Below are 22,927 nucleotides of genomic sequence, written 5' to 3'. Positions count from 1 at the left end.
CCTGCCAAACCTTGTGAATCGTGTCCGCTGTGAGTATAAAAGAGACGTAACTCTCATACCCAACGGAAATAATAGTATGAATGCGAGCCTGCCGAAACTCGACGACCTTGACCGCGCAATCTTAAAAACACTAATGGCAGACGCCAGAACGCCTTACGCCGAAATGGCTAAGCAGTTCGATGTCAGCCCTGCCACCATTCATGTGCGTATCGAGAAAATGAAATCGGCTGACATAATCGAGGGTACGGAGGTGATCGTAAATACCAAGAAGCTCGGCTACGATGTGTGTTGCTTTATTGGTATTAACCTTAACGCGGCGCGTGACTACCATTCCGCGTTAGAAAAACTCAATGCTCTCGATGAGGTAGTGGAAGCTTACTACACCACAGGCGCGTATAACATATTCGTCAAATTGATGTGCAAATCGATTGAAGAACTGCAATTTGTGCTGATTGATAAGCTGCAAGCCATTGATGAGGTTCAGTCCACGGAGACATTGATATCGTTGCAAAACCCGATCAACCGCAACGTGAATCCGTAAAATTTTTTATAAAAAATGTACAAAAAAGGCCAACCGAACGGTTGGCCTTGGTGTTTTTTGCTCAATTTACGCCGCAATACCCGAATGGCGCAGCAGTGCATCGATTTGTGGTTCACGACCACGGAAGCGCTTAAACAGCTCCATTGGCTCTTCACTGCCACCCATTTCTAGAATGTTGTTCAGGAAGCTTTGACCCGTCTCTTTGTTGAAGATACCTTCTTCTTCAAAACGAGAGAATGCGTCTGACGACAACACTTCTGCCCATAGGTAGCTGTAGTAACCCGCGCTGTAACCACCAGCGAAGATGTGACCGAAGCTGTGTGAGAAACGCGCCCACTCAACCGCTGGAACGACCGCCACTTTCTCTTTCACTTCTGCCAAGGTTTCCAGCACACGCGCACCCACTTCTGGGTCATATTCGGTGTGAAGCGTGAAGTCGAACAAACCGAATTCTAGCTGACGCAAAATCCCCATCGCAGATTGGAAGTTTTTCGCCGCGAGCATTTTGTCTAGCATCACTTTGGGTAGCGGCTCGCCCGTTTCGTAGTGACCAGAAATGAACGCCAGCGCGTCTTCTTCCCAACACCAGTTTTCTAAGAACTGACTTGGTAGCTCAACCGCATCCCAAGGTACGCCATTAATGCCTGATACCGCGCCTGTTTCTACCTGCGTCAGCATGTGGTGGATGCCGTGACCAAATTCATGGAAAAGTGTCACAACTTCATCGTGCGTAAACAGTGCTGGCTTGTCACCCACTGGACGGTTGAAGTTACAGGTTAGGTACGCAACCGGCGTTTGCAGTTCGCCAGATAGCGTAATACGACGACCACGACAGTCATCCATCCACGCGCCGCCACGTTTGTGTTCACGAGCGTAGAGATCTAGGTAGAAGCTGCCACGGAGTGTGCCTTCAGCGTCAAAGATGTCGAAGAAACGCACAGATTCGTGCCAAGTGTCTACGCCTTCACGCTCAGTAACGGTCATGCCAAACACGCGGTTTAGCACTTCAAACAGACCGCTCACGACTTTTGACTCTGGGAAGTATGGGCGCAGCTCTTCGTCCGAGATTTGGAACAAGTGCTGTTTTTGCTTCTCGCTGTAGTAAGCGATATCCCACACGTTCAGCTCTTCAACGCCAAATTCGCCCTTAGTAAACTGACGCAACTCTTCAATTTCGCGCTCACCCTGCGGTTTCGCACGTGTCGCTAAGTCATTTAGGAAGCCAAGCACTTGAGCCGGAGTTTCTGCCATTTTCGTCGCCAACGACTTCTCACTGAAGGTGTTGAAGCCCAGCATACGTGCGATTTCATGACGCAGTTTTAGCTGCTCAGTAATGATTTCTGAGTTGTCCCATTTGCCTGCGTTTGGACCACGATCAGAAGCGCGCGTCACGTACGCTTCGTACACTTCTTTACGCAACTCTTGGTTGTCGCAGTACGTCATGACTGGTAGGTAAGATGGGATATCCAGCGTGATCAGGTAGCCATCGAGCTCTTTTGCTTCTGCGGCAGCTTTCGCTGCTGCCAACGCCGATTCTGGCATACCCGCGAGGTCTTTCTCATCCGTGATGTGCTTGGTCCAACCCATGGTGGCATCCAGCACATTGTTGGAGAATTTAGAGCTCAGCTCAGACATGCGTTTGCTGATCTCGCCGTAACGGTGCTGCTCGTCTGATGGCAAGCCGATGCCCGACAATTCGAAGTCACGTAGCGCATCGGTGATGGTTTTCTGCTGGGCACGCGTTAGCGTTGCAAATTCTTCGCTCGCTTTGATGGTTTTGTACGCTTCGTACAGGCCTTTGTGCTGACCAACCCAAGTGCCGTATTCCGACAAAATTGGTAGGCAGCTTTCGTACGCTTCACGCAGAGCTTCGCTGTTCACCACAGAGTTCATGTGACCAACTGGCGACCAAATGCGGCTCAGACGGTCATCAATTTCTTCTAGAGGAGCAATCACATTTTCCCAAGTTGGGTTGGTGTTGTCTTTTAGCACCTCTTCAACTTTGGCGCGACAATCTGCAATCGCCTGCTCGACAGCAGGTTTAATGTGTTCTGGTTTGATTTGCGAAAACGGAGGTAGGTCCGTAAACGTTAGAAGTGGATTAGACATGAATAATTCCTTTTGTGTTTTGGCTCTATGACTGCCCATAAAATAGGCGGACCCAATGCACAAGTAAGCCGACAACATGGATTGGGGGAGCTCCGTTCCCTTTCTCTATGCTGCGATGACCGGATGATCAACGAGAGCTTGCTCTGTCCTTGAGTCTTATTCTGCCTAAGTGGCAGAGCACTCTATTGGAGCACTGCGATCCCACTTAGGTTCAATATGTTTAGTAAGTATGGGTGACTTAAAGAGATTTCAATAGTGAGTGCATTTTAAGTCGCGCAAAATCAAACGGAGATTCTGCATCTGCAAGGATGTTGGGTATAATGCCCTCAACACACCGAAAATTTATTGTATCTGAAATCACAGACCACACTCAGCCAAAGAGTGTTTCGAGAGTTTAATTTGTTAAGTTACCGCCACAGCTTCCACGCTGGCAACCATGCCGACGTGGTCAAACACATCGTTCAAAGCCTCATTCTTGATGCGCTGAAACAAAAAGATAAGCCATTCGTTTATCACGATACCCACTCGGGTGTGGGCCGTTACGATCTGACTCACGAATGGTCTGAGAAAACGGGCGAATACAAACAAGGCATCGCGCGTATTTGGGATAACCCAAATATTCCTGAAGACATCAAAAGCTACATCGATGCCATCAAAGCACTCAACAACGGCGATAAGCTGCGTTACTACCCAGGCTCACCGCGTGTGGCGCGTGCGCAAATCCGCCCACAAGACCGCATGGTGCTGACAGAGCTGCACCCAGCCGATCATCCATTGCTGGAGCAAGAATTCCATCGCGACCGCCAAGTGAGCATCTACAAAGAAGATGGCTTTAAGCGTCTAAAAGGCAGCCTACCACCGCAAGAACGTCGTGGCTTGGTACTGATTGACCCGCCATACGAGCTAGCTAAAGAGTACCGCGATGTGGTGCAAGCGATTTACCAAAGCCACAAACGTTGGGCAACGGGCATCTACGCGATTTGGTACCCAGTGGTAAACCGTCACGACATCGAAGACATGATTGAAGGTCTAGAGAGCCTCGGCATTCGCAAGATTCTGCAAATCGAATTGGGTGTCGCACCCGATACCAACGAGCGCGGCATGACGGCATCCGGCATGATTGTGATTAACCCACCGTGGAAACTGGAAAGCCAGATGAAAGAGATTCTGCCATTCCTGCAAGACGCGATCGCACCAGCCACCGGCCACTGGAAAGTGGACTGGATTGTGCCAGAGTAAGCACTTCTGCACCAAAACCTCTCAGCGCAACGACATTCTCGTTGCGCTTTTTTATGCTCTCAAACCCGCCGTCTGATCGCGCTTATTCTTCTTTTTATACCTCTCATCGCTATTTGTCATAAGCAATGTCACTTTTTCCCATTTAGGAATTCGTTACATTCGATTTATGATAGTGGGATAACGGTGGCATTGAGTTCAGGCAAGGTCATCCCAATCTATCTATGTACCAGATAAAATTTATAAGCTCTTGGAGAAAGTAATGGCGACTCATTTTGACTATATCTGTATCGGTGGCGGCAGTGGCGGCATCGCATCTGCAAACCGTGCGGCGATGTACGGCGCGAAAGTTGCGCTAATCGAAGCTCAAGATCTCGGCGGTACCTGTGTAAACGTAGGTTGTGTACCGAAGAAAGTGATGTGGCACGGCGCACAAATCGCAGAAGCAATGAACCTGTACGCAGAAGATTACGGTTTTGATGTCGACGTGAAAGGTTTCGACTGGAGCAAACTGGTTGAGAGCCGTCAGGCGTACATTGGTCGTATTCACCAATCTTACGATCGCGTTCTTGGCAACAATAAAGTAAACGTGATTAAAGGCTTTGCTAAGTTTGTTGACGAGAAAACCGTAGAAGTAAACGGTGAACATTATACTGCGGATCACATTCTGATCGCGGTTGGTGGTCGTCCTACTATTCCAAACATTCCAGGCGCTGAATACGGCATCGATTCAAACGGCTTCTTCGACCTAGCAGAGCAACCAAAACGCGTTGCGGTTGTGGGCGCAGGCTACATCGCAGTTGAAATTGCTGGCGTACTGCACGCACTAGGTACAGAAACGCACCTGTTCGTACGTAAAGAGTCACCACTGCGTAGCTTCGATCCTATGATCATCGATACGTTGGTTGAAGTAATGGAAGCAGAAGGCCCAACACTGCATACCCATTCTGTACCAAAAGAAGTGGTAAAAGAAGCCGATGGCAGCCTAACTCTGCACCTAGAAAACGGTGAGAGCCAAAACGTTGACCAACTGATTTGGGCAATCGGTCGTCACCCAGCAACAGACGCAATCAACCTAGCGTCAACCGGCGTTGCAACGAACGAAAAAGGCTACATTAAGGTAGACGAATACCAAGAAACCAACGTGAAAGGCATCTACTGTGTGGGTGACATCATGGAAGGCGGTATCGAGCTAACACCAGTAGCAGTGAAAGCGGGTCGTCAACTTTCTGAGCGTTTGTTCAACAACAAACCAAACGCGAAGATGGACTACGATTTGGTACCAACTGTGGTATTTAGCCATCCACCAATCGGCACTATCGGTCTTACAACGCAAGAAGCGGAAGAGAAGTACGGCAAAGACAACATCAAAGTCTACACATCTGGCTTTACGGCGATGTACACCGCCGTTACTAAGCACCGTCAACCATGTAAGATGAAGCTTGTATGTGCGGGCGAAGAAGAAACGGTTGTTGGTCTACACGGCATCGGTTTCACGGTAGATGAAATGATCCAAGGCTTCGGCGTAGCAATGAAGATGGGCGCAACCAAAGCAGACTTCGACTCGGTTGTGGCTATCCACCCAACGGGCTCTGAAGAGTTTGTAACGATGCGTTAATTGCGCGCTAATCGCATTGCTGATTTCAGCGAATCATTTGAAAAGGTCATCTTAGGATGACCTTTTTTTGTTTGCTCATGCTTAACTCGCATTCTCCAATAACGTGCGAATAAACTCGGCTTTGATAGCACTCTCCTGCTTACCGTCATGAATCAGACATAAGTCTGCACGCAGTGACTCTTTCAGCTTGATAAAACGAATCCCATGCCAATGATGCTGAGAAAACGTCGACGGCACCAACGTCACGGTATTGCTGTTTGCTACATATGCCATCAAGGTGCTTGGCTCCACCACTTGTTTGCCAATATGGGGTGAAAAGCCTTCTTGCAGACAGGCATTGATGATGAAGTTTGCCGAGGCAGAATTCGCCAAACTCATAAACGCAAACTCACACGCCTTTAAATCTTGGAGCCGCAGCAAAGATTTGCTGGCTAACTCATGTTGCTCCGACACCGCCACCACAAACACATCTTTGCCCAAAGATACCGACTGATACGGATAAATGTTGAGTGCATCGGCAAAACGCACAATGCCCACGTCGATTTTCTTCTCACTCAGATGCTTCTTTTGCGTCTCTGGGTTAAGGTCAAAAATGTCGGCGTGATAAGTGTCATGCTCAGCATGGAAGCGCTGTAACAGACGATCAAATCCGCCCCAAAATGCGCTACTTACCACACCAACTCGCAAAATGTTTCTCTGGTTCAAGCCCACTTGCTGCACTTGATTGAGCGAGACATCCAAGGTCTGAAAAATCAGTTGGCATTTGGACTCCAACAATCGCCCGGCCTCCGTCAGCATGACGTTTCTTGAATCACGTTCAAACAGTTTGACGTTAAGCTCTTCTTCCAACTCTTTGATGCGATTGCTCAACGGCGAATTGGTGATATTGAGGTTCTCGGCGGCCTTAGTGAAATGCTTGGTTTGTGCGACCTCGTAAAAGTAACGCAGCATCTTCAGCGTCACGCGCTCAAATGGTTCTGACTTCATGCATTGAGTCCTAGCGAATTTCATCATCCTCTTTTTAAGGATGATAGTAACGAATAAAGCAAAGATAACCAGCGCAGAAAGTCACACAATGGAATCAACACACAACCAGAAGGTGACTAACATGAATCACGATCCAGTAATCGACGCGCTACAAACCATTCGTGAACGCAAACCAAACTTCCAACCTAAAGCGGCGTTTATTTTAGGCTCAGGCTTAGGCGTATTGGCAGACGAACTACAAGACAAAGTGGTCATTCCATACGAAGAGCTCGAAGGCTTTCCGGTTAGCACCGTGCAAGGCCACTCTGGTGAGTTGGTACTTGGTACCATGGGCGGCGTAGACGTAGTGTGCATGAAAGGTCGCGGTCACTACTACGAACACGGCTCAATGAAGGTCATGACCACGCCCGTGCGCACCTTTAAAAAGCTGGGCTGTGAGTTTTTGCTCGTCACCAACGCGGCAGGCTCCCTTCGCCCTGAGCGTATTGATGTCGGTTCTCTGGTGGTATTTCATGACCACATCAACACCATGCCTGAATCGCCAATGATCGGTCCGAATGATGAAGAGTACGGCCCGAGATTCTTCAGCCTCGCCAATGCGTACGACAAAGACCTGCGCGCAGAAGCGTTTGAAGTCGGAAAAGCCAATGGCATTCACCTGAATGAAGGCGTGTTTGTCTCTTACACAGGCCCCAACTTTGAGACCGCAGCCGAAATCCGCATGATGCAAATCATCGGTGGTGATGTCGTGGGCATGTCGGTCGTGCCAGAAGTGATTTCTGCGGCGCATTGCGGCTTACCCGTATTGGCAGTGTGTGCGATCACCAACATGGCAGAAGGCTTGGGAGATGTAGAATTGTCTCACGCTCAAACATTGAAGTGCGCGAAGCTAGCCGAAGCAGATTTCATTCGCTTCATTAAGCGCTTTATGAAGCATCACTTCTAAAGCCGTTTCATTCCCAAAAGCAAAAGGGTCATCAAGTAACTTGATGACCCTTTTTCGTATCACTTTTTCTAACGTTCGGGGGTATTTCGGAGCCGTTTGTGCGTTTTACTTAACTGCGCGAACCAATTCAGCAATACCTTCCCAATCGCCGTTGTCCATCATTGCGGTTGGCACCATCCACGTACCGCCACAAGCTACAACCGATTTCAGCGCTAGGTAATCTTCCACATTGGATGGGCTTACGCCACCTGTTGGCATGAATTCCACTGGGTAAACCGCCGTCAGTGCTTTCAGCATGTTTACACCGCCTGATGGCTCAGCAGGGAAGAACTTCAACGTACGCAGACCCATTTCCATCGCTTGCTCAACCAAGCTTGGGTTGTTTACACCTGGTACGATAGTCACGCCACGTTGCTGACAGTATTTCACTGTGGTTGGGTTGAAACCTGGGCTAACGATAAAGTCCACGCCCGCTTCGATCGCGATATCCACTTGTTCTGTGGTCAGAACGGTGCCCGCGCCAATCAACAGCTCTGGGTACGCTTCACGCATGATGCGAATCGACTCCGCCGCCGCTTCTGTGCGGAATGTTACTTCAGCACATGGTAAACCGTTTTCTACCAACACTTTTGCCAGTGGCAGAGCGTGTGCTACGTCGTTGATTGCGATAACTGGGACGATTTTGATTTCTCTTAATCGTTGTTCAAGTGTTGTCATGGGGAACCTCTAAAGAATAAAGCTTAATGTTGCGACGATAATAAACGCGATACCGCCAAGTAACGTTTCCATTACCGTCCAAGTTTTTAATGTGGTTTTCTCATCCATCTCAAGCAGACGAGAGACCAACCAGAAACCAGAGTCATTGAAGTGAGACAGTACCGTTGCACCACCCGCAATCGCGATTACGATAAAGCAAAGGTCTAGTTCACTCAAACCTGTTGATGCAGCCACAACTGGCGCGATAAGAGCCGCCGTAGTGGTTAGCGCTACAGTTGCCGAGCCTTGAGCAACACGTAGACAGGTTGAAATCACAAACGCCGCCACAATCACAGGCATACCTGTGTCTGTAAGAACGTCAGCCAGTGCATCACCGATGCCGCTTGAGCGCAGTACGCCGCCAAACATGCCACCAGCACCCGTTACTAGGATAACGCCACAGATTGGAGCCAATGACTCACCACACAATTTTTCTAGTTTTGCCATGCCGTAGTCTTTGGCAAACACAGCCAGACAGACAACCAAAGTAATCAGCAACGCGACTGGGGTTTTACCTAGCATACGTAGGAACTCAACCAGTGCCGTTTTGCCATCAATCAAACCTGCAACCGCCAGTGTGTTCAATACCGTATCCAAACAGATTAGCAGGACTGGCAGCACAAGGATGGTCATAACCGTGCCAAATTTTGGTGCGTTGCGCTCATCCACCATCGCTTCGCCATTAAAGAAGGCTTTAGATAGTGGGATATCGAATTTTTTGCCCGCGTACAAACCAAATAGGTAAGCGCCAAGGTACCAAGTTGGAATAGCAACCAAAATACCCACCACCAATAGCAGACCGATGTTTGCGCCAAGGAATTCTGCCGCTGCAACCGGACCTGGGTGTGGTGGAACAAACGCGTGCATAACCGCGAAAGCACCGGCTGCAGGCAACGCGTATTTAATTGGTGAGCCACCAAAACGAGCCGCCACACTTAGGATGATTGGCATCATCACTACAAGGCCAGCATCGAAGAAGATTGGGAAGCCAAACAGTAATGAAGCGACGCCCAAAGCAAATGGTGCGCGCTCTTTACCAAAGCGACCAATCAAAGTGTCTGCCAGCACTTTCGCACCGCCAGTCACTTCAAGAATTTTACCGATCATCGCACCAAGACCAACCAGCAATGCCACGGAAGCCAGTGTGCCGCCGAAGCCGCCCATCATGGTCGATACGACTTTCTCAGAAGGAACGCCAGTGGCGATTGCTGTGCCTAAACTCACCATAGTAAGGGAAGCAAAAGCATGGACTTTCAGTTTAATGATCAGAACGAGTAACGCTGCAATGGCAAGGCCTGCAATCGTCAGTAGGAACGTAGGATCTGGGGCTTGGGTTAATTGCTCCATAGGTTCACCTTTAAGAATTATTGTTTGTGTTATGGTTCACATTTATTTCAGTTACCGGTAACATGTTACCGATAACATGAATAAGATAAACCCATATTTTAAAGTGAATTCAAAAATTGAGATCACGCGCAAATTTGGTTATGAGGATAAGTTATGGCTGGTAGTAGTGTCATCGTTATGGGCGTTTGTGCTAGTGGTAAAAGCACAATTGGTGAGCATCTAGCGAAAAAGCTAGGGCGTAAATTCATTGATGGTGATGATCTTCATCCACGAGCGAACATTCAGAAAATGGCATCGGGCCAGCCTCTGAACGATGATGATCGCAAGCCATGGCTAGAACGCATTCGTGATGCGGCGTACAGCCTAGAAAGCAAAAACGAACACGGCATTATTGTCTGTTCAGCACTGAAAAAGATTTACCGCGATCAGATCCGCGAAGGCAACGACAACGTGACCTTCCTGTTCCTTGATGGCGATATGGAGTTGATCCTTAATCGCATGCGTATGCGCAAAGGCCACTTCATGAAAGAAAACATGGTGAAGAGCCAATTCGAGACGCTAGAGCGCCCAGACAACGAGCCTCAAACTCTGATCGTCAGTATCGACGGAGACATCAGCGACGTGGTGGAACGCTCTGCCGCTGAGCTAATCAAAATGCAAGCGATCGAGGTGGCGTAATGACTCACTCTGTTGTTCTTGAGGTCACACAACGTTTGACCGAGCGCAGCCGTGAAGCGCGCGCTGCGTTTCTTGCTCGCACCGAAGTGCAAGCCGAAGCTGGCAAAGGCCGTGTTGGTTTATCTTGTGGTAACTTAGCCCATGCAGTCGCCGCTTCTTGCTCTTCTGAAAAGAAAAATATTCTCGATTTTACTCATGCCAATGTCGCGCTGATCAGCGCCTACAACGACATGTTGAGCGCCCACCAGCCGTACCAAGACTACCCAGCGCAAATCAAACAAGTACTGGCGGACTACGGCCATACAGCGCAAGTCGCAGGTTGTGTGCCAGCGATGTGCGATGGGGTGACTCAAGGTCAAGCAGGCATGGATATGTCGCTGTTTTCGCGAGACTTAATTGCGCAATCAACGGCGTTGTCTTTGAGCCACAATGTCTTTGATGCCACATTACTGCTTGGTATCTGTGACAAAATTGCCCCGGGGCAACTGATGGGCGCGCTGTCTTACGCGCATCTACCGACTGCGTTTGTACCAGCGGGTCTGATGGCAACAGGCATCAGCAACGAAGAGAAAGTCGACGTGCGCCAAAAATACGCAGCGGGAGAAGTCGGCAAAGACGCTCTGCTGGATATGGAGTGTCGCGCTTACCACTCTGCGGGTACATGCACGTTTTACGGCACCGCCAACACCAACCAGTTGGTGTTCGAAGCCATGGGCTTGATGCTGCCAGGTTCGGCATTCATTCATCCCCATACCCAACTGCGTAAAGCGTTAACCGATCACGCGGCTCTGAAAATCGCCTCAATGACGGCGGGTTCTGCACACTTCCGTCCGTTGGCAGAAGTGGTCACAGAAAAGAGCTTGGTCAACGGCATCATCGCTCTACTTGCATCTGGCGGCAGCACCAATCACACCATTCATATGATCGCCGTGGCGCGTGCTGCTGGCATCTTGCTCACGTGGCAAGACATCAGCGATCTTTCGGATGTGGTTCCTTTGTTAGCTCGCGTTTACCCGAACGGCCCAGCCGATATGAACGCGTTCCAAGACGCGGGTGGCGTGCCAGCGTTATTGCACCGCTTGAACGAATCCGAACTTTTGCATCGCGATGTGAAACCCGTGTTTGGTGAATTTGAAGACCAAATGACGCTGCCGAGCCTTGTCGATGGCCAACTGACTTGGACGCCGTGCCAAGGCAGCCAAGACGGTGACGTGATCGCCAAACCAGACGCCACTTTCCAAAACACCGGCGGCACTCGCGTACTGACTGGCAACTTGGGCAAAGCCGTGGTGAAAGTGTCTGCGGTGAAAGAAGAGCAACGCGTGATTGTGGCACCAGCGATCGTATTCCAATGCCAACACGAAGTGGAAGCCGCGTACAAACGTGGCGAGCTGAACAAAGATTGCATCGTTGTGGTCACACACAACGGCCCAGCGGCAAACGGCATGCCTGAACTGCACAAGCTGATGCCAATTTTAGGTAACGTGCAAAAAGCGGGCTTTAAAGTGGCGCTGGTTACTGACGGTCGCTTATCTGGCGCGTCAGGTAAAATTCCGTCTGCGATTCATGTTTCTCCAGAAGCCATTCGTGGTGGCGCGATTGGTTTGGTGCGCAACGGCGATTTGATTCGTCTGGATTGCCAAACGGGTGAACTGAACAACTTAAGCGATACCACTGGTCGCGAGTTGATTCATTTCGACACCGAATCTACCCAACAAACATGGGGACGAGGCTTGTTTAGCGTGATCCGCCAAAACGTCTCTAGCGCAGAAGAAGGCGCAAGCTTCATTGTTTAAACCAGAAAAACCAAAAGAGCGGAGTTTGATACTCCGCTCTTTGTATTTGTCTTCGTTGTTTTTGTTTAGCTTGATTAAGCGGTTTTCATCACTACGACCGCAGCAATCACCACAAAGATACCAAACCAGCCGATTGGCTTGAGTTTCTGCTTAAACAGCAAGGCTCCACCCACTGCGGTACCCAAGATACCGATCGCGCCCCAAGAGGCGTAAGCAATGGCTAAGTCGATCTCTTTAACCGCTTGTGCCAACAGCGTGAATGCTGTCAGTACCAACACAATCGCCGCAATACCCCAGCCTTTGTATTTAAAACCTTTTGAGCGTGTCAGTGCCATATTGGCCATGATATCGACCAAGGCAGCCATCACGACAAATCCAAATGACATCGTAAAAAATTGACTCATGATTCGCACCTTGTACTAGCAGAAAATGAACGTTCTTTTGCCGGTTTATCGGCGTTTTTCTCAGCGTTAGGTTGATCGTGTGATTCCCCTAAAGTCACACACACAATGCCGACAACGGCTAACATCAAACCAAACAGCTCTTGATGGTTTAAGTTGGCATCAAAGGCGATGATCGACACCACGGTGATCAACGAGATACCCAACCCTTCCCAGACAGCGTATGCCACACCGATCGATATTTTCTTCGCGGCAAACGCGAGAAAGTAGTAAGAGATTGCGATCAGCACATACATTACGATGTAGCCCCACCACCCGTGCCCTTGTCCAATAAGAGACATCGTGCTGGTGCCAGCCACTTCGGCAACGATGGCGAGCAATAAAAATAGACGTGCAACTAGCATGATTAATCCTCCATCAGAAATTAAAAAAATGCATAACGGAGAATGGTGAATGTCGCGTACCTGTATCGACATTCAAAAAGTTAAAAAGATAAAAATGAGCCACTTCTCCTGACTATTTGAGATAAGGTTAGCGCTGGGTAGGAAAAAGAGACAGGTAATTGAGATATTCATTTTTGAATATCTTAAGAAGTAAGTTGTCTATGTAATCACACAATATTGTCAAGGTTAAAGTACCTGATCTCTCATTCAGCCGATGCCATAAAGTGACGTCACTGCGTAAAAATCAGCGGCGTATTGAGGGTTTGTCGCACCACTTTATGCAGGTGTCTGTGCAAAGGATGGTTGCGGTTGGTTTGAAGGAAACCGCCAGAGACCACAAACTGACTGAACTCACGGTTGACGAGTGGCATTGCGTAAGACGCCAGTTCCGGCATCAACAATGCCGAGCTTTGACTGGCATACATAATCGCGTCGGTTTCTTGCAGCATTTGGCAAGCCACGCGCAAATTATAGGATTTCAATAACACCACGGGCTCATAGCCCATACGGCGATACTCGGACTCCACAGTACAAAGCGGTTTATATGACGCGGGCGCAGGCAAAGAAACAAGGGGCAGCTTGGAGACCGTGTCCCAATCATTGCTGACTTTCGACAAGGTCGGATGGTTTTTACGCGCCAAAATCACTCGTTTTTCAACGAATAACGGGCGCATGTAAATGTCTTTCGACAGTTCGGTCTCTTGGTCAAGAATGCAGTAATCGTGCTCACCTTCGAGCATTTCATCGTGCGAATAACTGTTCCAACTGGAAAAGGCAAAGTGCGCTTTAGGGAACGCTCGATGACAGCCAGTTAGCAATCGCTGCCCTTGTTCATCCATCAAATAAGGGTCGGTTACAATCGCGATCTGCCCTTGATATTGCTGAGGGTCGAATACTTCAAACTCTTGCACCACTTTTTCCAGTGGTGCAATCATGTTATCGAATTCGGCGGCAAGGCGAATCGCCATGGGAGATGGCTCTACCCCATGCGCTTTACGCACAAATAGCGGGTCATCAAACACTTGCTTCAGCTTCATTACGCCGCGGCTGGCGCTCGGTTGAGAAATGCCAAGCTGCATTGCGGCCAGCTTGATGCTGCGGTTTTCCACCACGGCTTTTAATAAACGCATTAAGTTGAGATCCAATGCATCCAGCTGATGTGCCATACCCTAACCTGCCAATACCATTGATGAGCGAATACGAAGAGCGGTTAACTGCGAGTTAAACACTCTCTCCTGAAGTGATCTGATAACCCATATCAAACACTTTTTCTTCTTGCGCTTCACCTTTCAGACGCGCAATTAAAAGCTCTGCACTCTTTACACCAATTTGGAAACGCGGCGTATCAACGCTGGTCAGCTTCGGACTGATGGTCTGACCGATATCTAAGGCGTTATAACCCACCACCGCTAATTGCTGCGGGACTTGAATGCCACGCTGCTGCGCACTCAGCATAGTACCAATTGCGATGTCATCGTTGGTACAGAACACCCCGTCGAGCGTTGGGTACGTTTCCAGTGCGCGTTCAAGCAAATCATGCGCAAGGGAGAAACTGGAGTGCACGCCAGTTAACACATGTTTGGGTTCGAGTCCGGCTTCATTCATCGCACGATCATAACCTTGCATACGCAGTTTGGTACGCGTGTCCAAACGCGCACCGAAATAAACAATGGTGCGTTTACCAGCGTCCAACATACGTTTCACCGCGTTGTACGAAGCGTCTTCATGATCCAAGCCCACAGCCATATCAATCGGTTGTGGCGGCAATTCCATGGTTTCGACCACCGGAACGCCAGCGTTTTTGATCATCTGCAACGTGCGTGGAGTGTGGTGACTTTCAGTCAAAATCAACCCATCCACTTGGTAGGAAAGCAAAGAGGCGATTTTGCGCTCTTCCTCCAACTCATCGTAGCTAAAGTGTGCCAGTAGTGTTTCGTAGCCGTTAGCCTTACTGACCGTCTCTATGCCCTGAACAAAGGAAGCAAAAATTTGGTTGGACAGAGAAGGAAGTAAGATGCCGATGGCTTTGCTGGAGGACTTAGACAACATCGCGGGGGCGCGATTTTCGATGTACCCCATCTCCTCGATTGCCGCGGCAATTTTCACGCGGGTCTTCTCAGCCACCGATTCTGGATTGCGCATATAGCGCGAAACCGTCATCTTTGTTACGCCAACTTGGTCTGCGACATCCTGCAATGTCGTTCGTGTTTTTTTATTCTGTTGAGCCATAAATATGTGATTTATCAATAATGTTACATGTAACATTATGACGAATACACAGGATGCCGACAAGCCACCAAAAGCCAAACATAATATCCACAATAAAATCATGCACTTATTGTTACAGAGTTGTTTTTAAAGAAACACTCGCAAAACGAATAAATAAATGACATTAATATTGAGTTTCTTATAAAATAGCGCACGTAAAACAATAAGATATCAGGCACTGTGCAGTTAGGCTCCAGCGAAACCCAAGTTTATTATCATCTTCTTGATCTGGACGACTCTCAAAAGCAGCAATACCTCCAAGAATTGCAACAGAGTCAACCTGAGCTATACACTCAACTCGCGTCCCTTTTAGCCCATGAAGCCCCAGAAGAGCGATTAACGCAATTGCTTTACTTTGGCGCTCATCAAGCGACCAACAGCGAGATCGACCTTAGTGGCGAAGTGATCAGTAAGTATCGCCTAACTCATGAGTTGGGACGTGGTGGTATGGGCGTCGTTTATGCCGCGCAACGCGCAGATGAGACCTTCGAGCAAGATCTTGCGATCAAATTCATCCAAAGCAATTTAAGTAATGTGCTCGGACAACGGGCACTTTTCGATGAAGCGCAGCTACTAGCACGTTTAAATCACCCTTATATTGCGAAAGTCTTTGACGGCGGCCTGCATGACGACTCGGTTTACATCGTCATGGAGCGCGTGTTTGGCCAAACATTGGATGATTATCTTGCCGAAGTCACACTGACAGACCGCGAGAAGCTCACGCTGTTTAAGCAGATTTGTCAGGCAATGGAACACGCGCATCACCACCACGTGTTACACGCCGATCTCAAGCCTGAAAATATCCTGATTGACCCAAATAAACGACCGAAATTGCTCGATTTCAACCTGACGCAGAAAGTGCAAAACAGCGGTGGCGAATCCCCACCCGCATTAATTGCGTTTAGCCAAAACTTTGCCAGTCCAGAACAACAGACTGGTCAGTTTCTGACGGCACAAAGCGATGTGTACTCTCTGGGTAAAATTCTCGCGATGATGTTTCCGTCACCGCGCGTTTGGTCTGATGTTTACTGGGTCATTAGACGCGCGACACGCTCTGCCGCAAAACTGCGCTATTCAGACGTTCGAGCACTAAGAATTGATATTGAGCGCATGCTTGAGCGGCGCCCAATCGAACAAAAAAAACATTGGCCGTTGTACAGCGCATTGCGTTTAGTACAGCGCCGTCCGCTGGCTGCAGCATTATCTGCCATTCTGGTTTTATCCGGCGTGCTATTTGGTAATGCATTGATTCAAAAGAATATCCAACTGCAACAAGAGAAGAAGATTGCAGAAGATATGATGTACGAACTGACTCGCCTCATCTTCCATGCGAAGGGGCAGAACGTCGAACATCTTTCGGTGAACTCCATGATGGAGCTAACACGAAGGCGGATACTCTCTAACCCAGATATCCCCAAACATATAAAACAAAAAATGTTGTTGGCGATGATGACACCGGTGCCAGAGAAGCACCTAACTACACCAATGAGTTGTCAGCCAAATTGTGCGTCTAAGGACAGCACCAACCAATAAGGCTTAAAACAAGATGTATACACGTTCAGTGGTATTTTGGCTGTCTGCATTGACGGCTACGTCCACTTTGGCGGCAGATGCTTCTGCAGCCACTTCACACCCGCCAGCTTCAACCTTGAAGCAAGGCTACTTTATCGACTCTCCAGTGACTGGCCTGTATTACAAAACCAGTTCCAATATCACGGGAGTCACTCAGCAAGGCGCATTTCATTACCAACCAGGTGATGTGATCAGCTTCTTCCTCGGTAACGATGACAAAGGTTATCTGCTAACAACCTTATCGAGCCAAGAAGTGCTTACGCCAACGATGGCAACCACCAAACCCAGTCGCAGCATCAATATGACGCGTCTGCTGCTTTCTCTCGACAGCACGCCTGAGAATCGTGAGGAAATTGTCTTAGCCAACCGTGTGTTGTCTGATCCTCGCTTTCAAAGCCAGCTCAAGAGTCTCGATCTCAATTATCTGGATGACGCTAAACGACATCTCAACCTCGACTGGGTTTCTGTCGATGAGGCGATTGATCACTTGAACGAAAGCCAGCAGTACATTGAGGAAAACTTTGCCTCTGATGAGATCATCTTTGAACCTCGCGGTATCACGTTCAAAAACATCGTGATCAAAAAGAAAGATTGGCAGGGCCGCGCTTGTGCCTACGATCTGCGCTATAAACATCACCCCAAATATCGCCCCCCTTTTGGTGAAACCCGATTCACCATCACCAAAGATTCGTTAATTGAACACCCGAGTGTTGGCGACCATTTTCAAGGTTGCTTCATATCACCGAATCACCAAATTACTGAAGATATTGTCGAGCCGATTAGCAAGTTTTCGGATTGGTTTAACCTTGTTGGTTGCTCTATCACAGGATGCACCCGCAACGACTTGAACGGCTTCTCTCTCGAAGACTTTGACGATGAAGGCGACTGGAAATATCGCTCAGTCGCGATGAATTTTGACCCAAGCACTGAGCTCTTTATGGAGAAAGTACAAGGTCTCGGGCGTAACAAACACATCCAACACAGCAACCGCACTGAAATGCTGTGGTTTTCCTACCCTAACACCAACGAGCACGACATCGACTACCTCGGCGTGTGGCAGCAAACCCAATACCACCAGCAATCCATGACACAATCGTGTCTGTTAATGCGCCCCCAACAAGTGATGCGATTGCCACGCAGCGCCGAGACCTGCCCAACCGATGCAAGCCTATACACCCAAGATGTCACCCGCGAGTTTGCCGATATGTGGTGGGTAAACAATGACGAACCGAAAGCCAATTTGGCGCAAATGAACATCATGGTGCGCTGGTCAACCACTCCGGCAGAAATCAACTACACCACTTGGGAGTACTTACCGGCGGGAGCCAACTGGGAGCAAGGCATTTTGTATCGCTACCAACAGAACGTTAGTCGTAACCGAGATGGTTCTGATCATATTGAAACGCATACGATTTCTGAATTTGTCAAAGTGAGCGAGGAGGTATAACCATGGCAACGACTTCAGCCCTAACCCACATTATTCAGCAGTGGCAGTCTGGTAATAAACAAGCCGAAAGCGAGCTGTACCAATTCGCCTATTTGCAACTGCGTAAAATCGCCCAACAAGAACGTGAGCGCAACGCCGAAAAATACGGCACCGACAACATGGTATTGGCAGACAGCGTCAACAGCACCACCGCATTGATTCATGATGCTTACCTAAAGATGTCAAACTGCGACATGAGTGAAATCGCGACCAAGCGTGATTTTTTCTTAATGGCCGCTAAAGTCATGCGCCAAATATTGATCGACAACGCTCGCTCACACCAAGCGCAAAAACGCCAGCACATCACGCTGATGAAGGACGAAGAAGACCGCTTTGAGCAGTTGATCATCATGGACAAAGCCTTAGATAGCTTTAGCACACGCTACCCGCGTCAATCGAGCGCCTTAAAACTCAAATACCTGATGGGCATGAAGAACCAGGAGATCAGCGAACTGCTAGAGTGCAGCGCAAGCCTAATCGAAAAAGACCTCAAGTTCTCACGCAGCTGGCTGCAATCAAGAATGGCACACGCATAAATCATGACCAAGAAACTGTGGATTATCGGCGCGATCGGCGCCGGTTTATTGGGTGTTTACTTGTTAAGTGACGAGAGCAGCATGGCGTCTGCGGCCAGCTCTTTAAATAGCTCTCCTGTCGATAAAAGAAAAAGCCAACATCACTATGGTGAACGTACGTCGTTAATTGAGGTGAAGCAGGCGCTCACAACATCGGCGTTGGATGGCTCGAGCTCTCTCGATTTAGATGCAGTGCTTAATGCCACCCCATTCGATCAACAAAACGTCGCCGAGAACCCTTTCGATACGTTTGACGGTTACTACCCTTACGATCTGACGGCGGTGACACCACAACCCAAGGTTGATGCGGCGAACAACAGCAAACCCATCATCAACCTATCGGTCGAACAGCAACTGCAAACCATCATTTATGGTTGGGAGCTGACGCAGAACAAGCCGATCAGCAATTCGTTAAGTCTGAACCAATTATTTGAAGACCCAGATGGTGACTTGCTCACCACTCGGATCTGGTTAGAAAACGCCAATGGTCTTCAGGTGCTCAACCAAGGCCAAATCGTGGTACAAGGTGCGCCAGAAGAAATCGACCAAACCACTTACTTAGCCGTGGCTGCTCGTGACAATCATCATGGTCAAGAAGATTACGCCTGGGTCACGACCCGTTTTGAATTGCCAGTCGTTAAAGAAGAGCAAAACAACACCGACCATCCTTTGGTCGGTGACATTGTGTATCGCCTCGAAACCACACAAAACCTTGGCGGTATCGCGTACGCGTATGAAGTGGTGTATTGCGAAGCGTTTCAGTTTGAAAACGAAGAAGTGTACTTTGCCGCCTCCAACAACAAGCGGTTATGCCCAGAAAAGGGAGCACTAAAAAAAGTGGGCCATTATAAAATCAGTGATGACTCGTTGATTGTTAGCGCAAATGGTGCTCGTCAAATCTGGACCACCAAAAAGGTGTACCCATCTCAGGTTCATAAAGAGACTCAGAACTATTTCACCACCGTGTTTGATGGCAAACAATTCGAAAGCTATACCATGCAAAAGAACAAGCAATCGATGGAAAAACGCATCAACGCACCGACAGGACGATATTTATACCAGATATCCTTTTTTGACTATTTGCTACCTCGCCCAAACGGCGATTATCTCGTGGCTGAAATTGGCAATTATATTTATCACCATGGAACTCAAGTCATTGGTCCTCATGGTGAAAGCATCGATTCCGATCTCAACTTACGCACTTACAATCCAAACTTGTATTGTGCTGATGTCGCCATCTGGTACGGCAGCCATGTCATTGCTGGTCAAGGAGACTATCAGGTCGACATCATCTCCGATCCTAACCCCTACGATCCGACTTACCTAATTGACTGCTACGAATACATTAGTAACCCCACGACCAGACAACAATCGTTAGCATTTGATCTGAGCTACTCGCCTTACGACGAACTACTTGATGGCGAGGTGTACAGCTACATTTTGCGTCCAAAGCCTGAACTGGCTGATCGCGTTGAAGAATTTAAAATCAATATGATTTATCACAGCCCAAAGCCGTTACGCTCAAGCAACAAAAAATAACCACTTAAAATACATAATGTTATTTTGACCATTAAATCACTAAAAACAAAAAGTGGAACCGTGATCAAAGTCTCATTTCCTTCCTCATCGACAAAAAACTCAAATAAATTTTACGGGTTTTATGCGGTTTTTCGTGTCTTGAACACTTACTCAATAGTGATTAAAAAGACACAACTTTCTTAAATCTCACTAGTGAGATTTAAGAAAAACAACAATAAAAAAAGCGACTTTCTCATTCGGAAACGAACAAGGACAAATGAATAATGAATAAGGTGAGTTTATTAGCAGCGTCAGTGGCTATCGCTCTTACAGGCTGTGGCGGTTCAGATAGCGGTTCAAGCAGTGCAAGCAACGGTGTTGTGATCACAGGTTTTGACGGCTACTTCAAAAATGCAGTTGTTTTTGAAGACACGAACAACAACGGTCAATGGGACACTCAAGAATCTATTCTTGGTCTGACCGATGAGAAAGGTCAGCTTACACTGGCCGCTAAACCAGAAAAAACCTTAGCACTGCAAACTCTCGTTCCAAACGGTGCGAAACAGAAACAACTTATCGCCTTGGATGCCAAGAAATACGCTGGCACCTACACCGTAGATATGGACCACCCAAGCCAAGCTATGGCGCACGAAATCGTATTCCGCGCACCATCATCGTCTAACGTGATCTCACCTATCACGGACCTTGTGGCGATTGAAATGGCAAAAGACCCTTCAATTACTGAAGAAGACGCGAAAGCAAACGTAAACAAAGCATTGGGAGGCTCAGAGGAAGCTCCGATTGATCTGTACAGTGACTTTGTTGAAGGTGCGACAAAAAACGCCGAACTACATAAAACCGCTCAGATTCTGACAGAATCTAAAGCGCAAAACCCAACAAATTACGAGAAGAAAGCGACTGAGTTTGCTCAAGCGGCAAACCAAGAAGTGGATCGTCTTGTCGCGTCTGGCGAAAACATCAATGACCCAAGCCTACGTCCAGTCATCACTGATAGCACGCCAAATAGCGACAACTTAGCGCCTGAAACGGTAGTCAACAACAAGCTAACCGTCAACGAAACCGTAGAAGACGCAGCTGAAGATAAATTGGATAAGCTACCAAAAATCGTAAAAGGTGCCGCATTTGATGGCGTTGAGCTAAACATCGAAGGTCTTTTCAAAGACAAAGACCAAAGCCTTGTGAGCACAAAACTGACGCATAATTTAGCGGGCACAGGCATTGAAGTTGAGCAAGTTGGTAACCTAATTGTTCTACACCCAACCGCGATCGTAGAAAAATCCGGTGATTTTGAGATTGTTCTAACGGCGCAGGACAAAAACTCTAACGGGGATGTGCTATCAACTGTGAGCACAGTATTCGAAATCGAAATCGAATCTGCAAACTTACCACCAATGGTTGTTGAAGCAGAGCAAGCTCGCCTGCAATCCATTGTTGATGGCTGGTACCTACAACAGGGCGAACTGTTTGAACAAACGCTCGATATTTCTGGTTTGTTCCAAGATAAAGACGGTCAGATCACCGACTACTCAGCGGACTACGTAGGCATTGAAGGCCTATCAGCAATTGAAGATGGCAATGCGATTGTCACCATTAAAGGCACACCGACAAAAGCTGGTGAATCTGGTGCAGCACTTACCATTAGCGCAACAGATGGTCATACCGCGGTGCAGATTGCACTCAGCATGCCAGAAGTAAAAGAAGGCGTTACGCCACCACCAGTAGTACCGACTTTGGGCTTCACGCAAGCGCACTTCAACGGTCAAGAATGGAAAATGGGTAGCTTTGCGCAAAAAGATGGTGAAATTGGCTATGCCATGTTGATGCAGGACTCTGAGGGCCTACTATTCTGCTGGGGTTCAAACCACGATGAGATGAACCAAGAGTACAAAGCGAACATCAGCGACGTCCTAGAAAACACATGGGAACACGATGCCTACGCCATTCTTGCAGATCTTGACCAACAAACCGGTTACGCGGAATACAACAACAAAGACTGTGAAGACGTCGAGCTAAAAGACGGCAAGCTATACAACAGCTACGGCGAAGAGTATGAAATGCTGTACCAGCACAAAACCGGGAATAACGGCACTCAGATTATCGTTAAAATCTCAGATGATGAACTGTTCTGGATGGATTCAAGCAACACACCGTTTGCGGAATCACTTTCGGTTGCAGAACACATCAAGCATGGCACGGTAGAGCATGACTTGATGGTAGAAAGTAAAGGCAAAGACGACGACAAAATCCTGAAATACTCTTCAGGTACATACGAATACGACGCTGACACTTACAATTACTCGTCGTTCATGCCGACCGGCTTCCAAACGCCAGGAAACTGGGAAATCAAGGATGATGAAGGTCGTGAACTGCTGATTCTAGAAGAAACGGGCTCACAATCAGATTACAAAACTCGTCATCGTTACATCAACCGTGATTTTGGTGATTTCTACATCGGTATTCATTGGAGTAAAGAGCAAAACGGTCATGAATCAGCGCCGGAATATGGCCTGTACTCTCACAACAAAGAAGTAATGACAAGCATCGCGGCTTCACTACCAATTTTGGAGCCAGGTGACGATGACTAAAGCAACCATCGTCAACCCTTGTTGCGACAGTGTGCATTTACGTA

Annotated in this window: 19 protein-coding genes; 11 read left to right on the top strand and 8 right to left on the bottom strand. The window is 48.1% G+C overall.

Features of this window, described 5'->3' with window-relative positions; all coding sequences use genetic code 11:
• The first annotated feature begins 76 nt into the window (after positions 1-76).
• Positions 77-541: a transcriptional regulator AsnC gene (gene asnC, locus UF05_RS19790; RefSeq protein WP_005465258.1), complete on the top strand. Its 465-nt coding sequence runs from the start codon at positions 77-79 to the stop codon at positions 539-541.
• 66 nt (positions 542-607) lie between these two features.
• Here asnC and prlC read toward each other — a convergent pair whose 3' ends face one another.
• Complete coding sequence (prlC, locus tag UF05_RS19785; RefSeq protein ID WP_025441126.1) at positions 608-2,650, bottom strand: oligopeptidase A; 2,043 nt, start codon at positions 2,648-2,650, stop codon at positions 608-610.
• Between the two features lie 399 nt (positions 2,651-3,049).
• On the opposite strand from prlC, the gene UF05_RS19780 reads away from it, so the two are divergent.
• Both UF05_RS19780 and gorA read left to right on the top strand, forming a co-directional pair.
• Positions 3,050-3,889 (top strand): 23S rRNA (adenine(2030)-N(6))-methyltransferase RlmJ, encoded by an 840-nt coding sequence (locus UF05_RS19780; protein ID WP_005478729.1) that lies wholly within the window; start codon positions 3,050-3,052, stop codon positions 3,887-3,889.
• Between the two features lie 259 nt (positions 3,890-4,148).
• Positions 4,149-5,504 (top strand): glutathione-disulfide reductase, encoded by a 1,356-nt coding sequence (gorA, locus tag UF05_RS19775; protein WP_005478739.1) that lies wholly within the window; start codon positions 4,149-4,151, stop codon positions 5,502-5,504.
• A gap of 81 nt (positions 5,505-5,585) precedes the next feature.
• Here the strand turns inward: gorA and UF05_RS19770 are convergent, their stop codons facing one another.
• Entirely contained in the window at positions 5,586-6,491 is a 906-nt protein-coding gene (locus UF05_RS19770; RefSeq protein WP_029847680.1) for a LysR family transcriptional regulator, read from the bottom strand.
• A gap of 121 nt (positions 6,492-6,612) precedes the next feature.
• Here UF05_RS19770 and xapA point away from each other — a divergent pair, with 121 nt between their 5' ends.
• Positions 6,613-7,437, top strand: a complete 825-nt coding sequence (gene xapA, locus UF05_RS19765; protein WP_021822698.1) for a xanthosine phosphorylase — start codon at positions 6,613-6,615, stop codon at positions 7,435-7,437.
• 105 nt (positions 7,438-7,542) lie between these two features.
• On the opposite strand, the gene UF05_RS19760 is transcribed toward xapA, so the two are convergent.
• Positions 7,543-8,154: a bifunctional 4-hydroxy-2-oxoglutarate aldolase/2-dehydro-3-deoxy-phosphogluconate aldolase gene (locus tag UF05_RS19760; RefSeq protein WP_005394384.1), complete on the bottom strand. Its 612-nt coding sequence runs from the start codon at positions 8,152-8,154 to the stop codon at positions 7,543-7,545.
• A 9-nt stretch (positions 8,155-8,163) separates the two neighbouring features.
• A complete protein-coding gene (locus UF05_RS19755) occupies positions 8,164-9,540 on the bottom strand; it encodes a GntP family permease (protein ID WP_021486891.1) in 1,377 nt (458 codons plus the stop codon).
• A 153-nt stretch (positions 9,541-9,693) separates the two neighbouring features.
• Here UF05_RS19755 and UF05_RS19750 point away from each other — a divergent pair, with 153 nt between their 5' ends.
• Positions 9,694-10,218: a gluconokinase gene (locus UF05_RS19750; RefSeq protein WP_005467756.1), complete on the top strand. Its 525-nt coding sequence runs from the start codon at positions 9,694-9,696 to the stop codon at positions 10,216-10,218.
• Positions 10,218-12,014, top strand: coding sequence for a phosphogluconate dehydratase (gene edd, locus UF05_RS19745; RefSeq protein WP_023583851.1), 1,797 nt, complete (start codon positions 10,218-10,220; stop codon positions 12,012-12,014). The genes UF05_RS19750 and edd overlap by 1 nt, the downstream gene beginning before the upstream one ends.
• A 74-nt stretch (positions 12,015-12,088) precedes the next feature.
• Here edd and UF05_RS19740 read toward each other — a convergent pair whose 3' ends face one another.
• The 4 genes from UF05_RS19740 to UF05_RS19725 form a co-directional block, all read right to left on the bottom strand.
• Complete coding sequence (locus UF05_RS19740) at positions 12,089-12,418, bottom strand: SMR family transporter (RefSeq protein WP_005478614.1); 330 nt, start codon at positions 12,416-12,418, stop codon at positions 12,089-12,091.
• Entirely contained in the window at positions 12,415-12,819 is a 405-nt protein-coding gene (locus UF05_RS19735) for an SMR family transporter (protein WP_005455212.1), read from the bottom strand. The genes UF05_RS19740 and UF05_RS19735 overlap by 4 nt, the downstream gene beginning before the upstream one ends.
• A 269-nt stretch (positions 12,820-13,088) precedes the next feature.
• Positions 13,089-14,024: a LysR family transcriptional regulator gene (locus UF05_RS19730; RefSeq protein ID WP_005455215.1), complete on the bottom strand. Its 936-nt coding sequence runs from the start codon at positions 14,022-14,024 to the stop codon at positions 13,089-13,091.
• Between the two features lie 55 nt (positions 14,025-14,079).
• Entirely contained in the window at positions 14,080-15,087 is a 1,008-nt protein-coding gene (locus UF05_RS19725; protein ID WP_029832692.1) for a substrate-binding domain-containing protein, read from the bottom strand.
• Positions 15,088-15,306: 219 nt separating this feature from the next.
• On the opposite strand from UF05_RS19725, the gene UF05_RS19720 reads away from it, so the two are divergent.
• From UF05_RS19720 to UF05_RS19700, 5 genes are all read left to right on the top strand, one after another.
• Positions 15,307-16,659, top strand: coding sequence for a serine/threonine-protein kinase (locus tag UF05_RS19720; RefSeq protein ID WP_045544772.1), 1,353 nt, complete (start codon positions 15,307-15,309; stop codon positions 16,657-16,659).
• A 13-nt stretch (positions 16,660-16,672) separates the two neighbouring features.
• Positions 16,673-18,145 (top strand): hypothetical protein, encoded by a 1,473-nt coding sequence (locus tag UF05_RS19715; protein WP_045544771.1) that lies wholly within the window; start codon positions 16,673-16,675, stop codon positions 18,143-18,145.
• 2 nt (positions 18,146-18,147) lie between these two features.
• The gene (locus UF05_RS19710) at positions 18,148-18,720 is read left to right on the top strand and encodes a sigma-70 family RNA polymerase sigma factor (RefSeq protein ID WP_005455178.1); all 573 of its coding nucleotides are present in this window, start codon (positions 18,148-18,150) and stop codon (positions 18,718-18,720) included.
• A gap of 3 nt (positions 18,721-18,723) precedes the next feature.
• Entirely contained in the window at positions 18,724-20,298 is a 1,575-nt protein-coding gene (locus UF05_RS19705; RefSeq protein ID WP_045544770.1) for a hypothetical protein, read from the top strand.
• A 263-nt stretch (positions 20,299-20,561) separates the two neighbouring features.
• Entirely contained in the window at positions 20,562-22,883 is a 2,322-nt protein-coding gene (locus UF05_RS19700) for a hypothetical protein (protein ID WP_031849935.1), read from the top strand.
• The last annotated feature ends 44 nt before the right edge of the window (positions 22,884-22,927 follow it).

Origin of the sequence: Vibrio sp. S457-15 (assembly GCF_000960545.1) — a bacterium.
In the GTDB taxonomy this organism is placed as follows: Bacteria; Pseudomonadota; Gammaproteobacteria; order Enterobacterales; family Vibrionaceae; genus Vibrio; species Vibrio parahaemolyticus.
This window is presented reverse-complemented; position numbering and strand designations above follow the sequence as displayed.